12 protein-coding genes are annotated in these 14,652 nt (G+C 44.3%); 3 read left to right on the top strand and 9 right to left on the bottom strand.

The annotated features are described in order from the left end of the window. Positions 1-24: 24 nt before the first annotated feature. From EXT47_RS03350 to EXT47_RS03315, 8 genes are all read right to left on the bottom strand, one after another. A complete protein-coding gene (locus tag EXT47_RS03350) occupies positions 25-681 on the bottom strand; it encodes a riboflavin synthase (protein WP_010606132.1) in 657 nt (218 codons plus the stop codon). A gap of 1 nt (position 682) precedes the next feature. Next, positions 683-1,795, bottom strand: coding sequence for a bifunctional diaminohydroxyphosphoribosylaminopyrimidine deaminase/5-amino-6-(5-phosphoribosylamino)uracil reductase RibD (gene ribD, locus EXT47_RS03345; RefSeq protein WP_130125882.1), 1,113 nt, complete (start codon positions 1,793-1,795; stop codon positions 683-685). Then, positions 1,792-2,241 carry a transcriptional regulator NrdR gene (gene nrdR / locus EXT47_RS03340; RefSeq protein WP_010372109.1) on the bottom strand — a complete coding sequence of 150 codons (450 nt, stop codon included), beginning with the start codon at positions 2,239-2,241 and terminating at the stop codon, positions 1,792-1,794. Before nrdR ends, ribD begins: the two co-directional genes overlap by 4 nt. 85 nt (positions 2,242-2,326) lie before the next feature. Next, positions 2,327-3,583: a serine hydroxymethyltransferase gene (gene glyA, locus EXT47_RS03335; RefSeq protein ID WP_010372111.1), complete on the bottom strand. Its 1,257-nt coding sequence runs from the start codon at positions 3,581-3,583 to the stop codon at positions 2,327-2,329. Between the two features lie 257 nt (positions 3,584-3,840). Continuing rightward, on the bottom strand, positions 3,841-5,124 hold the full coding sequence (gene thrC / locus EXT47_RS03330) for a threonine synthase (protein WP_130125881.1): 1,284 nt from the start codon (positions 5,122-5,124) through the stop codon (positions 3,841-3,843). Further along, positions 5,124-6,062 (bottom strand): homoserine kinase, encoded by a 939-nt coding sequence (gene thrB, locus EXT47_RS03325; protein WP_039493701.1) that lies wholly within the window; start codon positions 6,060-6,062, stop codon positions 5,124-5,126. The genes thrC and thrB overlap by 1 nt, the downstream gene beginning before the upstream one ends. Positions 6,063-6,067: 5 nt before the next feature. Continuing rightward, complete coding sequence (gene thrA, locus EXT47_RS03320; protein WP_039493704.1) at positions 6,068-8,482, bottom strand: bifunctional aspartate kinase/homoserine dehydrogenase I; 2,415 nt, start codon at positions 8,480-8,482, stop codon at positions 6,068-6,070. Between the two features lie 240 nt (positions 8,483-8,722). Then, the gene (locus EXT47_RS03315; protein WP_010372125.1) at positions 8,723-9,088 is read right to left on the bottom strand and encodes a response regulator; all 366 of its coding nucleotides are present in this window, start codon (positions 9,086-9,088) and stop codon (positions 8,723-8,725) included. Between the two features lie 198 nt (positions 9,089-9,286). On the opposite strand from EXT47_RS03315, the gene EXT47_RS03310 reads away from it, so the two are divergent. The 3 genes from EXT47_RS03310 (at position 9,287) to EXT47_RS03300 (ending at position 13,367) form a co-directional block, all read left to right on the top strand. Further along, the gene (locus EXT47_RS03310) at positions 9,287-11,047 is read left to right on the top strand and encodes a sensor histidine kinase (RefSeq protein ID WP_010372128.1); all 1,761 of its coding nucleotides are present in this window, start codon (positions 9,287-9,289) and stop codon (positions 11,045-11,047) included. A 157-nt stretch (positions 11,048-11,204) separates the two neighbouring features. Beyond that, positions 11,205-12,119 carry a recombination-associated protein RdgC gene (rdgC, locus tag EXT47_RS03305; RefSeq protein WP_130125880.1) on the top strand — a complete coding sequence of 305 codons (915 nt, stop codon included), beginning with the start codon at positions 11,205-11,207 and terminating at the stop codon, positions 12,117-12,119. A gap of 375 nt (positions 12,120-12,494) precedes the next feature. Further along, a complete protein-coding gene (locus EXT47_RS03300; RefSeq protein ID WP_240701584.1) occupies positions 12,495-13,367 on the top strand; it encodes an EamA family transporter in 873 nt (290 codons plus the stop codon). Positions 13,368-13,442: 75 nt separating this feature from the next. On the opposite strand, the gene EXT47_RS03295 is transcribed toward EXT47_RS03300, so the two are convergent. Further along, complete coding sequence (locus EXT47_RS03295) at positions 13,443-14,282, bottom strand: HDOD domain-containing protein (protein WP_039493712.1); 840 nt, start codon at positions 14,280-14,282, stop codon at positions 13,443-13,445. Positions 14,283-14,652: the final 370 nt, after the last annotated feature.

Below are 14,652 nucleotides of genomic sequence, written 5' to 3'. Positions count from 1 at the left end.
TTCCCATTTTTACTTTGTCTGTGGCTACTTTATAAAGCCAGCTTTCGCCAATAGACTGGTTGTGAGAGTGGACTCGCTGGCAGCGCTTGGCTCACCCTGAATTAGTCTTTCGAGGTAGCGGGCGATTTGGTCAACCTCTAGGTTTAATTTTGACCCGACTTGAAAACCTGCAATCGTCGTTTCTTGCGCCGTGTGTGGCACTATGGTCAATTTAAAGCGGTTTTGTTCCACGGCATTGACCGTCAAACTGATACCATCAATAGCAACCGAACCTTTATACGGAATATACTTCATTAGCGATGACGGCGCGGCTAACCAATAGTCAGTCGCTCTGGCATTAGCGGTTATCTCAACCACTTCAGCAATACCATCCACATGGCCTGACACCAAATGACCGCCTAGACGTGAAATCGGCTGCAGCGCCTTTTCAAGATTGACCTTTTGGCCTTGTTTGTACTCGGCAAAACGCGTCAAACTTAAGGTTTCGTTAGAAACATCGGCTTTGAAGCCATCATGAAACTTCTCAGTTACAGTCAGGCAAACCCCGTTCGTGGCAATACTATCACCCAAGTTTACATCGCTCATATCAAGAGATGTCGTGGTCACACGAACAATTAAATCGCCGCCCTTGAGCTGCAATTGAGTTAATGTTCCTGTTGCTTCGATAATACCTGTAAACATTTTACTTCTCTTTAGTCGCGATAAGTTTGAGATCAGGCCCCACTTGGCAAACGTCGCCAAACACTAACTCTGGTATTTGCGACATGGCACTCAGTGGCGTGGTGTTAAACAGCCCTTTTCCAGCACCAATTATTTTCGGTGCCAAATAGACGATATATTCATCGATTAGCCCTTGTTCATGCATTACCCCCGCAAGGGTGGCACCGGCTTCTAGCCAAACATAATTACAGTGCTTTTCAGCCAGCTTGTTGAGCACGGCTTTTAGGTCGAGCTTACCGTTGATTTCAGGCACGACAATTTGCTCTACGAAATGAGGCCATTGCGCTGAATTATCAATAGTACGGCGAAAAATAATCACCGGAGATGTAATTTTAAATAGCGCAAGATCTGGTGTCAGACGATTTTGTGAGTCAATAATCGCACGTATCGGCTGGCGTAGCTCAGATTGAGGATAATCGATGTCTTGCAAAGACTCCTCACGAACATTGAGTCTGGCGTTGTCTACCATAACCGTATCCGCTCCGGTCAAGACCACACAGCTCTGCGCGCGGTGGCGCTGTACGTCTAAGCGCGCTTCCGCTGAGGTAATCCACTTGCTCTGGCCATTGTTTAGTGCGGTTTTACCATCAACAGAAGCGGCAAGCTTACAAGTCACGAACGGCAACCCATACTCCATTCGCTTCAAGAATCCGGTATTCAGTGCCCTTGCTTGTGGCTCTAGCAAACCAAAAGCCGTTGCAATTCCTGCGGCTTCTAACATTGCCAATCCACGCCCTGCAACTTGTGGGTTGGGATCAACCATGGCAGCAACCACTCTGCTGACGCCTGCATCAATCAGACCTTTTGCGCACGGCGGCGTTCTGCCATAGTGACTACACGGCTCAAGCGTTACATAGGCAGTTGCACCAGCGGCTTTAGCTCCAGCTTGCTTAAGCGCATGCACTTCAGCATGGCCTTCACCTGCTTTTAAGTGCGCGCCTTCGCCGACGATTTCACCGTCTTTTACGATCACACAGCCGACGTTTGGATTGGGTGTTGTGGTGTATTTACCGCGCTTTGCAAGCGTGATGGCGCGGCTCATGTAATCAAGGTCTTGCGCTGTGAACTGGCTCAATCCCCCAACCTCGCAATTTCTTCACCAAACTCACGAATATCTTCGAAAGAGCGATATACCGAAGCAAATCGCACATAAGCCACTTTATCGAGCTTTTTGAGGGCTTCCATAATACATTCGCCAATCATGTCGCTTGGTACTTCGCGTTCACCAGTACCACGAATTTGAGATTTAATCTGGTGTACTACTTCTTCAATTTGTTCAGTGCTGACGGGACGTTTTTCCAGCGCTCGGTGCATGCCATTGAGTAACTTATCCTCATTGAAAGGCTCCCTGGTACCATCTTGCTTTATCACGCGCGGCATTAAGAGCTCTGCGCCCTCGAAGGTAGTAAAGCGTTCGTGGCATAAAATACACTCACGACGGCGACGGACTTGGTGGCCGGAAGCAACCAAACGTGAATCTATCACTTTGGTATCTTTGGCTGTACAGAATGGACAATGCATAGACGCTCTCGTTGACTCAAAAACAAAAAAGGCCGCTTGAATGCGGCCTTAATCATAACAAAAAACTGCTTTTTTGTGAGCGAAATTATGCGTAAACAGGTAATTTAGCGCAAATTGCTTTTACTTTTTCTTTCACTTGTGCCTGTACAGACTCATCATTGATGTTGTCTAGTACGTCACAGATCCAGCCAGCAAGCTCTTTCGACTCAGCTTCTTTAAAGCCACGGCGAGTGATCGCAGGAGAACCGATACGAAGACCAGAAGTAACGAACGGTGAACGTGGATCGTTTGGTACAGAGTTTTTGTTTACTGTGATGTTTGCACGGCCAAGCGCTGCATCCGCGTCTTTACCTGTGATGTCTTTATCAATCAGATCAAGTAGGAACAGGTGGTTTTCAGTTTTGCCAGAAACCACTTTATAACCACGCTCCTGAAGTACCGCAACCATAGCTTGTGCATTTTTAACCACTTGCTCTTGGTATGACTTGAACTCTGGCTGTAGTGCTTCTTTGAACGCAACCGCTTTTGCAGCGATAACGTGACATAGAGGACCACCTTGACCGCCAGGGAATACCGCAGAGTTTAGCTTTTTGTAGATTTCTTCATCATCACAAGCAGAGATGATAAGACCACCACGAGGACCCGCTAGCGTTTTGTGCGTTGTTGTTGTTACAACGTGTGCATGAGGCACTGGGCTTGGGTAGATACCAGCGGCAACAAGACCTGCAACGTGCGCCATATCAACAAGTAGGTAAGCGCCTACTTTGTCAGCGATTTCGCGGAACTTCGCCCAGTCAACGATCCCTGAGTATGCAGAGAAACCGCCGATGATCATTTTTGGCTTGTGCTCAAGTGCTAACGCTTCAACTTGCGCGTAATCGATTTCACCAGTTTCTTCGTTTAGACCGTACTGGATAGCATTGTACGTTTTACCAGAGAAGTTTACGTGTGAACCGTGCGTTAAGTGACCACCGTGAGCAAGGCTCATACCTAGCACAGTGTCATGTGGCTGAAGTAACGCTTGGAATACCGCCGCGTTTGCTTGTGAGCCTGCGTGAGGCTGAACGTTTGCGTAAGTCGAACCAAATAGCGCATTGGCGCGGTCAATCGCAAGTTGCTCAACCACGTCTACGTGCTCACAACCGCCGTAGTAACGCTTACCTGGGTAACCTTCAGCATACTTGTTTGTTAGCTGAGAACCCTGCGCTTCAAGTACACGTGGGCTACAGTAGTTCTCAGAAGCGATAAGCTCGATGTGCTCTTCTTGACGTGAAGTTTCTGCTTCAATCGCTGCAAATAGTTCTGGGTCAAAATCTGCAATATTCATGTTACGTTCTAACATGGTTTCTCCTAGGTAAACGTAAGGGTATTTTTAAAGACAATCTAGCATCACAAGATAACCAGTTTGCCTATGAAATCAGCATGGGCATATTTAAGCAGGGATTGAATTTATTTCACACCCCTATCGCGATGATATTTTTTTATTTAAACATTAATATTTTAAATAAGACAACCTAAGTTGCATTTGAAAAGCTAATATAGTCTTGAAATTGACCTTATCTGAGTGGGCGTTCTACCCACTCAGACAGGCTCTCTGATTTAGTTGAGTTTTGCTAACATTGCCGCCTTCAAAGCATCATAATCTGCACTAAGCGGCTCTGCCAAACATGGTTTTTGCAATGCATCGACCAACGGTTTTGGCATATCAAGCTGCTGATTTAAAACACCTTCTACAGATTCTTTAAACTTCGCAGGATGCGCAGTGGCAAGGAAAATTCCGGTTTCATCCGTTTGAGAGTCCAGCGCTAATCCTTCGTAGGCTATCGCAGTGTGTGGCTCAGCCAAGTAACCTTTGTCATGTAATTCTTGCATTACCACCTGAGTCCGTGCTTCCGATACCGAACGTGAATAAAAGTCATGTTTGTTAAAATCCCCTCTTTCTAACATGATTTCAACACGAGGCCAGTTATTAGGTTTACTCACGTCCATCGCATTAGAGAGTGACTCTAAAGTGTCGTTTGGTTGCCACTCACCCGAGGCAATGTAACGAGGCACAGTATCATTTTGGTTTGTCGTGGCACTTAACTTGGCAATAGGTAATCCAACCGCCGCTGCAATCATTGCTGCACAGACATTACCGAAGTTACCACTTGGCACTGAAACATGCACTTTATCACGCTGCGATTTAGGTAATTGCGCTAGCGCTTCAAAGTAATAACACACTTGTGCCACTAAACGACTGATGTTGATGGAGTTTGCCGAATTAAGACCAAGCTTTTGCTTTACTTCGTCATCAAGGAATGCAGACTTTACCATCGCTTGGCAGTCATCAAAGCTGCCATCTACAGCATAACAATGAATGTTTTTCCCAAGTGTTGTAAACAGCTTTTGTTGGGCAAGCGAAATTTTGCCATGAGGATAAAGGATCACCACATCGACATTTTCTTTTTCGTAAAATGCATGGGCAACGGCGGCGCCCGTGTCACCACTTGTTGCGGTGAGGATAGTCACGCGCTCACCTTGATTAAACATGCTAATGCATTCCGCCATAAAGCGGCCGCCAAAGTCCTTAAACGCCAGTGTTGGTCCATGAAAAAGCTCTAAACAATGCTGATTTTTAGCAACTTCGACTAACTTAGCTGGGAAATTAAAGGCGCGTTTTACCATCGCATCGAGCGTATCTCGTGGTAGTTCATCGCCAATAAGGTGATGTAGTACCTTGGCACTACGCTCAGCAAAAGGTAATTCAAGTAGTGCATCAACATCCGCAATACGCTCAAATGTAGGAGGAAAAAAAACCCCTTGGTTACGACCTAAACCAATTTTTACCGCTTCAACAAATGAAACAACCTGATGTTCGTCTTTTAAATTCACTAATTTCATTACTTTTGATCCTTTAATTCTCTTGTGCCTTGCGCATCTAATCGGCAAATATGGCTAAAACCCGCTTCATTAATGTAATTTTGTTGCAACCATTGCTGCACTGCATTTGCCTGTTGCTCAGACTTACAAATAGCAAATAGTGTGGGCCCTGCCCCTGAAATACTCACCAGCTCGGCACCTAAAGCTGGTAGCGCGTCTTTTGCCTCACTAAAGCCAGCAATGAGTGGCGCTCTCGCTTCCTCGGCAATACTGTCTTTCATCATCGACAGTGCTTTATCAAATTGACCTGACTGCATCAATAAACAAAAGCCCGACAGTCGCTGGGCAAATTCCACCGTATGATGCAAAGAAAATTGCTGCGGTAGTGCTTGTCTTGCTTTCGCTGTATTCAATGCAAAGCCAGGATATGCAATAACATAAAACCAGCTTTCATCATGCGCAACGCTGATTGCTTTACTTGGAATGCAGTCCGCAGTCAGTTGTAGTCCACCAAGGTAGCATGGCGTGATGTTGTCGTAGTGACGACCACCACTGACCTTTGCTTCAAAGTCGGCCATCAATTCAATGAGCGCCTCTTGGCTTAATTGCGTATTGGCAAAATCATTGAGTGCAGCAAAAGCGGCAACCACAGAGCATGCACTTGAGCCTAAACCTGAACCAACAGGAAGGCCTTTATACAAAGTCATGGCAACCGCCGGCATGTTGGGTGCCACATGCTGTTTGAAGTGCTGTAAACACTGAAACGCCAAGTTGTCTTTAGGATCGGCGGAGAGCTTTTCGGCATATGGACCAATACAGTTGAACGTATCACGCTCTGCGGCTTCAACGCTGACCTGATCACCCAGTAAACTGCCATCAATAGGCTGGAGCGCGGCGCCAAGGGCATCAAAGCCAACACAAAAATTACCCATTGACGCTGGTGCATAAAACGTTTTCATAACTCCTACCTCGACAGCGTTTTTAGGATATCAGCAAATACGCCTGCAGAGGTTACCTCTGCGCCCGCGCCATAACCTCTGATCACAAAAGGCTTTGGTTGATAATATTGGCTCAAAATAGCCAGTGCGTTTTCACCATCGCGAATATCGTACAGAGCATGTTCTTTTTCTACCGCTTCAATGCCAACGCGGCATTTACCGTCAACAATTGAACCGACATAGCGTAGCACTTGGCCTTGTGCTTTGGCCGCCGCAATACGCGCTGCGAAAGCATCATCTAATTGCGGTAATTGCGCCATAAATTCATCAACACTGGCGCCCTCAGCAAACCCTTCAGGTAATACAGATTCAACTTCAATATCACTGAGCTCCAACGGCAGTCCCGATTCACGGGCAATGATAAGCAGCTTACGCGCGACATCCGTACCAGATAAGTCATCGCGCGGATCTGGCTCTGTAAAACCACTCTGTTTAGCTTTCTCTGTCGCTTCCGATAGCGATAAACCATCCGACAATACGCCAAAGATATACGAAAGCGAGCCAGACAAAATACCACTAAATGACAGCAATTCATCTCCTGCGCCAAACAGCAGTTTAAGGTTGTCTAATACAGGGAGTCCGGCGCCAACGTTAGTTTCGTATAGAAAGTGACGACGCTTAGCTAGTGCAGCCTGTTGTAGTGACTGATAATACTCATAGCTGCCGGTATTGGCTTTTTTATTAGCCGCAACGACATGAAAGCCCGCATTAAGAAAGTCTAAATAGCCATCGGCAACGAATTGAGCCGCACTACAATCGACAATCACAGGGTTAATCAAATGATTTTGTCTAACAAACTGGCTCACCTGTTGTAAATCAAAGCCCGACTCCGCTTTCTCAAGCGCCAGCTCCCAGTTATCAAACGGTACGCCTTCTGGGTCTAAGTAACACTTACTTGAGTTTGCAATGCCATAGAGATTCAAACGGATATTGCGTTTTTCAAGCCATACTTGCTGCTTATGAAACTGCTTCATTAATTCTTGACCCACTAGACCGCAGCCAATCAAGAAAACATCGATGGATGGCACGTGCGTGAAGAAGTTTTCGTGACACACTTTTACTGCATCTTGGCAAAGTTCACCGTCAACCACCGCCGAAATAGAACTCTCCGTTGAGTCCTGCGCGATGGCAACAATATTCACCTGAGCCTGCGCAAGTGACGCAAAGAATTTGGCCGCAAGACCTTTGTGCGCTTTCATGTTGTCGCCAACCAAAGTAACGATAGCAAGATTACGTTGCACTTCAATTGGGTCGATTAAACCTGCTTGCGTTTCAAGCTCAAATGCCTGCTCAAGCGCAGCCAGCGCAAGTGTTAAGTCTTGCTCATGGACACAGAAACTGATGCTGAATTCACAAGAAGATTGCGTAATAAGTACGATGGATACGTTATCTGCTGCCAGTGCAGAAAAGACCCGAGCAGCCATGCCAACCTTGCCTTTCATTCCAGGTCCTGCCACGGTCAGCATAGCCAGTTTATCAAGACTCGAAAGCGCTTTTACTGGAGCCTCGCCACCGCCTTGAGCACAAATCAGTGAACCTGGCACTTCTGGGTCATGAGTATTTTTAATTTCACAAGGCACATCTGCTTTGGCGCAAGGTAAGATTGTTTTTGGGTGCAGCACTTTAGCGCCAAAATAAGATAGCTCCATGGCTTCTTTATAAGATAGCACGTCGACCTTAGTCGCTTTCTTTATCAGGCGAGGATCTGCACTGTAGACGCCATCAACGTCAGTCCAGATTTGGCAGATTTCGGCTTCAAGACACGCAGCAGCGACAGCCGCAGAGTAGTCAGAACCATTGCGACCAAGTGTTGTCAGCTCGCCCGCTTCATTGCTTCCTGTGAAGCCCGCCATGATATAAAAACGCGACGCTTGGGCACGCACCAACTCTGCAAAACATAATTTACTTAGCTTAAGGTCAACCTCGGCATCAAGATACCCGCCCTGCGTTTTTACACACGCGTCAGCACTAAGCGCTACTGAATCTGATTGCAGCATAGTGTCCATCAGCGCAACGCTAATGCGTTCACCAAAACTAATAACATAGGCTCTTGCTTGATCTGGGCAATGTCCCAGTAACTTGGCTCCATCTAATTTATTCTTAAGTAATTCAAAGTCAGGCCAGCCTACAACACCACCGTACACCGCTTGTACTTCATCGTATAAGCCTTGGCTGCGGGAAGTAAATGACTGCCACTGGGAGTCAAACGCTTCTCCTCGTCCAGCCAAATCAGCAAGCTCAACGAGCTGATCTGTCATGCCACCGGGAGCCGACAGCACGATAAGCGCTTGTTGTTGGCCATGGTCTTTAACTAGCTCGCTGACTCTTTGTAAACAGGCAAAATCTTTGAGGGAAGACCCTCCAAACTTTAGTACTCGCATCATTTTTCCTCATTCCAAAAACAAAAAAGGCCTGTGTTCTTAGTGAACACAGGCCTTTTTCAAACTCGCACTGACCTATGCCACTATCCCGTTAGGATGGTGGTTGTAATAATGGTCGTAGTGATAATATTCGTTTTCATAATTTTAGAGTGCCTGAAGTTTAGCCGCGCTGTCAATACGAAAGAGCAAAATAGATTATGCAAATTTCTAATAGTGACATTTGTAATTTGCATAGATAAGTTATCGGATCCCAAACTGGTGCAGTAATCCTAATAACTGCTCTGCTTTAACCGGTTTTTCTAAAAACCCTAACGCCCCCAAATTTGCTACTCTTTCTTTCATCTTGGCCTGAACATCTGCCGAAATAACCACTACGAAACATTCAATTCGGTGTGCTTTTATTGCCTCTAACACAGCAATCCCATCAAGTATTGGCATGGTTAAATCCAGGCACAATAAATCTATTTGCTGGGTTTTCAGTAAATCAATCGCCTGCTGGCCATTCTGTGCTTGGTGCAAGGTCAGGTCTAATTTGCTCTGTAAGTTTTTAATGACTTGTTTACGGGCGACAGCCGAATCATCGCAAACTAAGACGGAATAACTCATAAAGTGGTCAGTCTTGTACTATCGTTAATAAAACGGTCACTGGATATCGCTATCTTATAACACATTAAACTTTCCTAGGTAAGGCGCTAAAAAGCATAATTAATGAAGATAATTATTTATTTTTAACCATTTATTGGCTAACTTTAAAAACAGATTATACAAAGGCGATGAACTTACCGTAGGAGCTCAGCTTAATTCATGCTGCAAAAAAGCCTCTCAAAAAAATTGCTCACCAATGTGCTGTCGGTTTACTTCCTTCTAACCTTTGTCGTCACATGTGGTCAAATCGTTGCTGAATACGTCAATACCAAAGACTATATTCGCAATGAACTTACCATGCTGCAAAAAACCTTTAGCCGCAGTTTGACCCGTGCCATTTGGGAACTCAATACGAAGCAGACCGTTACTACCGCTGAGGGGCTACTTGCGATCCCCATGATCGAAGGAATTATTGTACGTGATGACAGCGGTGAGATTATTTCACAGCTTGGCCGCTCACTAGATATCCACGAGCTGTATAGCCAACAGCTTGTTCAAGAAGAAGCAATAATCGAAGATACGCCCTCTGGTTTATTTGGTTATACATTTCCGTTGATTTTTGAATTTTCGGGACGTGCAACACAAGTCGGTGATGTAACATTGTTTTCTAGCCGAGAAGTCGTCTTTAGTCGCATTATGATTTCTATCTACTTTTTGATAGGTAATGCGATGATCAAGACGACTTTCTTGATTATTCTATTTTTAATTGCCTTCAGAAAGCTACTTACCGAGCCATTAAGCGACCTCACCGAGCAAATTGAAGACTTTGAGGTCGACAACGTTGATGGCCATAAAATAGATATCGGCGCAAAAGAGCGCAATGAACTAAAGATCATGGAAGAGGCATTCAATAAGCTAATTGATAAGGTCTCTGAATATCGTAAAAAACTCGACCAAACTCAAAAAGAGCTGCTGATCAGCAATGAAAAGCTCGACCAACATAATATTCAGTTGGAACAAGAAGTCGCACGTAAAACTTCAAACCTGAGCCAAGCGATGATGGATCTTCAGCAACAAAAATATGAATTAGAAAAACAGAAGTTAACGCTCACAGAAGAGATTGATTTAAGAAAACAAACAGAAGAAGAATTACTAACGAAACAAAAAGAACTTGAGAAATACGTAGATGAGCTGAATATGGCTCAAGAGCGCCTAGTGGGCTCTGAAAAAATGGCGGCACTTGGTGGTCTCGTTGCCGGTATTACGCACGATATTAATACCCCCGTTGGTATCGGCGTGACAGCAACGTCGTTCTTGCAGGAACGTTTAGATCAGCTTGAGGCGGCGTACAACGGAAAAACCTTATCACCAAAAGCGTTAGAAGAATTCATTAGCGAAGCAAAGCAAAGTGCTAGCCTACTTACCACCAATTTAGACCGTGCATCGGAGCTTGTCGCAAGCTTTAAACAAATTGCAGTCGATCAGGCCAGTGAAGCGGTTCGTACTATTAACCTGAAGCAATACCTTGGTGAAGTGATCCGCTCATTACATCCAAAATTGAAGAAAACTCATCATCAAGTGAATGTTGAATGCCCTGAAGACATGACGCTAAATTTACCAGCTGGGGCAATTAGCCAAATATTCACTAACCTTATCATGAACTCTTTGATCCATGGTTTTGAAAATCAAGACCAAGGACAAATAGATATTAAGATTAAAGAAGACAATGGTATGGTAAATATCGTCTACAAAGACAACGGCAAGGGCGTAAGTAAAGCCCAACTAGACCGGTTGTTTGATCCCTTCTTTACGACCAAACGCGATCAAGGTGGCAGTGGGCTTGGTACCCATATTACCCTAAACCTCGTAAAACAAACTTTGAATGGGGATATCGAAGTAAATAGTGAAGAAGGCAAAGGCCTCACCTACTACATCAGCTTCCCAAAAGACTTACAAAAACCAATGGCGATGTTTAGTTAACCAAGTTTAGAACACGACAACCGTCCAATACGCCATACTGCAAAGTGGCGTATTGACGCAAGATATCTCCCCCATCATCAAACATCATCTAGTGGAATACAAGCTGTGACCTTTTTGCTATGATGACCGCAATTTTATTCCAGACGGGCATATTTCTATGTGGTTCAGTAACTTAATCTGCTACAAATTCAAACAAGATGTAACTTACGCACAAGAAGATTTCGAAAAAGCACTCGAGCAGGATATTTTTCGTCCTTGTGGTAGCCAAGACATAACCACTTTTGGCTGGACAAAAGCTTTTGGCAAACATGGCCAAATGCTTTCTCATTTTTCTCAAGACAGTATCTTGGTTTGTGCTAAGCGTGAAGAAAAAGTGCTTCCTGCAGCCGTAGTCAATGAAATGGTCGCCGAAAAAATTGAGCAAATAGAGCAACAAGAAAATCGTCCAGTAAAGAAAAAAGAAAAAGACGATATTAAAGAAAATATCCTAGCCACTTTATTGCCTCAAGCGTTCAAAAAATCGAGCCTGCAATTTGCTTTTATCGACCAAAAATCAGGTTGGGTGATTGTAAATAGTGCCAGCTTCAATAAAGCGGAAGAACTACTTGCACTACTGCGTAAGTCTCTGGGCACGCTTCCTGTTGTACCTGCGTTTGCAAACTATGATTTAGACTTACAGCTAACACACTGGCTCACCGAGTTTAGTGCACCTGAAGGCTTTGCAATAGGCACCGACGCTGAGTTGCAAGAGCCAGACGACAACGGTGCTCAAGTCAAGTTAAAACAACATGACCTTTCATCAGACGAAATCAAAACGCACCTAGAAAACGGTAAACGTGTGACTAAACTCGCGTTAGATTGGCGTGAGCGCGTGAAGTTCGTTTTACAAAACGATGGCACATTAAAACGTTTAAGCTATGCAGAAGCACTTAAAGACCAAAATGCGGATATCCCTAAAGAAGATCTAGCCGTTAAACTTGATGCTGACTTCATTTTGGTATCGGAAGAAATCAAAGAGTTGTTAGAAGATCTAACCAAAGGTCTTGGTGACGACGAAGGCCTAGAGTCTTAATTTTAGAGTCAATTACCTAGGGCCTGTTGACCTTTGGGTACGAAAAATTGATAGCGGATATGGCTATCAATTTTTCTTTATCCAGCTCAATACGCTATCTTCACAAGGTCGCTTTGCGCCAATAACGAGCGGACTGCACGCACTCAAGTGCGAGCGTATAGTTACTGGCTCGCCACTTTATTTGCACTAACCAACGCATTTGTCGCGCTTTATTTACTCTTCAATGGCATGATAGCAATTCGGCTTTGGCAGTAACGCTTTGCTAACCTGAATTTCAGGTATCGAAGACAATTTACGCCAGTAGCCCGATACCCGAAAACGGTAACTCGTACAATTAAACGGAGTTTGACGCGCGTGAATGTAAAAAGCATTTCATTGGCTTTAATAGTAGTGATAATTTGGGGGCTTAACTTTTCGGTCATTAAATTTGGCCTAGCAGAGTTGCCTCCTATTTTATTCTCAGGCTTGCGTTTTTTGGTAGTCGCGATCCCTGCAGTATTCTTCATTCCTTTTCCTAAAACGTCGGTATGGAACGTATTCGGTGTTGGGCTGTTTTTAGGTGTGCTTAAGTTTAGCTTGCTGTTTATTGCGATGGAGTCAAACGCATCAGCCGGCATTGCTTCTTTGCTGCTACAAGCCCAAGTCATTTTCACGGTTTTGCTAAGTGTTTTGTTGTTAAAGGAAACCATGGATCGCTTTCAAGTGGTGGGGATTAGCATCGCAACGTTTGGCTTTAGTTTGTTTTTTATCAACTCCTCTGGGTCAACGACAATATTGGGCGCGGTGCTCATTCTATTAGCGGCATTATTTTGGTCGTTTTCAAATCTTATTATGAAGCGCCTGCAAGACGTTAATTTACTCCACTTTATTGTCTGGGTAAGCCTAGTGCCGCCATTGCCACTTTTTACACTATCTTATTTTATTGAAACTGATGCCCCATTGACCTTACTACTAAACACCACAACACAGTCTTGGCTATCCATTGCCTATGTGGGTTATATCTCGACGCTGATTGCATTCGCAGTATGGGGTTGGCTACTTAAAAATTACAAGGCCGCGGCAGTGACGCCTTTTGCTTTATTAATCCCTATTGTTGGCATTGTAGGTTCAGCGTTATTACTCAATGAGCAATTGATGCTAATGGAAGCCGTTGGGGGTGGTTTTATTTTATGTGGCTTAACGATTTCAGTTACAGGTGCTCGGATAAGCAGAATAGTTCGAAAGCCTCAAACTGAGGCTATACCCTAAACGATAAAGACCTCACCAGAGGTCTTTATATTCACGGCAAACAAAAGCGCTGAAACCGCGTATTGAGTACTGGGATTAAGCAAACATTGTTTTAACGTCTTCGAGTACATTCAAATAAGTGTCATCAGCAAACATATTCACCTCTCTTATTACCCCTTTTTCTTCATACTGTTTTAGCGCTGCAGACTTATCCGACACCTGCAAAATACCTTCTACAATTGCACCAACACGAATAAAGTCGACATAACAAACATGTTCAGGCCGATAATTTGGATTTGCCCAGCTTTCTGCGACTTCAACAAACTCATCGGTGAATTCCCACTCTCGCATTATTGCCCCCCCAATTTTGCCGCCTAATTTCTGGATGGCATGAGCCAAAAAGCTTGGGTTGGCAAACACTTCAGGGTGACGTTCAGCCTCTGTCAAAATCGGTAAAACACCGATATTAAACACCAAAGAAGCCAAGGTGATTGTATCTTTGTTAAGCGATGTATGCTTGTTGACGCGAAGATAAAAATCCATCGTTGTTATCGCTTGGCAAGCAACTTTTAGCGTTTTCTGCCAAGCTTTGTCCATGTAAGTCTTGATAAGCTTGTTATTAGAAACGAATAGCTGCTCCATCGCCATTGCAGTCGCTATATTCTTGATTTGTCTGAGACCGATACGAGTTACCGCTTGGTTTAAGGTATTTACCTTCACCGTACGGCCCATAAAAGCACTATTGGCAACTTTGATCATACGTGCTGCGAGGGCTGGATCGTGAGAAATAACGTCTGCCATCTGCATCAAGTTAATTTCAGGGTCATCTGCCGCTTGCCTAACCCGCACTGCGATTTCAGGTAATGTCGGCAATACCAAGGTATCGTTATTGATTCTGTCAGTTAGAATCGTGAGCAAAGCATTTTCTGTAGACATGAAACCAAATCCCTTAATAACTGAATAAAAGACCCGACTACAAGCGTAAGCTTATGGCAAAAGTAAGCACTTGCTTGCTGGAGGTCACACTGCTGATTTTTAGTATCTATGACGTAAGTATTGTCTAACTTTCGGATAAAGTTAAGAAAATCTAAAAAAATAATATTTTATTTATATACCCTCAATAATTAGCAAGTTAGAATTCATAGCATACGGTGTATTGTGGCAAACTTTGCCGCAAAAATACTGAAAATGACCCACAGCTGGACACAAATGATGACCTTTCACGTTAACAGCGGCTTACGTACCACATGCTAAACTAAGTTAACTAAGTATTGTGATACAAAATCGTGTAAGGTGATCGCCACAT

The organism is Pseudoalteromonas sp. CO342X, from assembly GCF_004208915.1.
GTDB classification, from domain to species: domain Bacteria; phylum Pseudomonadota; class Gammaproteobacteria; order Enterobacterales; family Alteromonadaceae; genus Pseudoalteromonas; species Pseudoalteromonas maricaloris.
The sequence above is the reverse complement of the archived record's forward strand: the minus strand, read 5'-3'. Positions and strand labels throughout refer to the sequence as shown.

Coding starts and splice junctions, on each gene's coding strand:
- EXT47_RS03350 (WP_010606132.1), bottom strand. CDS start 681: ATGTTTACAGGTATTATCGAAGCAACAGGAACATTAACTCAATTGCAG.
- thrB (WP_039493701.1), bottom strand. CDS start 6,062: ATGAAAACGTTTTATGCACCAGCGTCAATGGGTAATTTTTGTGTTGGC.
- glyA (WP_010372111.1), bottom strand. CDS start 3,583: ATGTTAGAACGTAACATGAATATTGCAGATTTTGACCCAGAACTATTT.
- EXT47_RS03310 (WP_010372128.1), top strand. CDS start 9,287: ATGCTGCAAAAAAGCCTCTCAAAAAAATTGCTCACCAATGTGCTGTCG.
- EXT47_RS03315 (WP_010372125.1), bottom strand. CDS start 9,088: ATGAGTTATTCCGTCTTAGTTTGCGATGATTCGGCTGTCGCCCGTAAA.
- rdgC (WP_130125880.1), top strand. CDS start 11,205: ATGTGGTTCAGTAACTTAATCTGCTACAAATTCAAACAAGATGTAACT.
- thrA (WP_039493704.1), bottom strand. CDS start 8,482: ATGCGAGTACTAAAGTTTGGAGGGTCTTCCCTCAAAGATTTTGCCTGT.
- thrC (WP_130125881.1), bottom strand. CDS start 5,124: ATGAAATTAGTGAATTTAAAAGACGAACATCAGGTTGTTTCATTTGTT.
- EXT47_RS03295 (WP_039493712.1), bottom strand. CDS start 14,282: ATGTCTACAGAAAATGCTTTGCTCACGATTCTAACTGACAGAATCAAT.
- nrdR (WP_010372109.1), bottom strand. CDS start 2,241: ATGCATTGTCCATTCTGTACAGCCAAAGATACCAAAGTGATAGATTCA.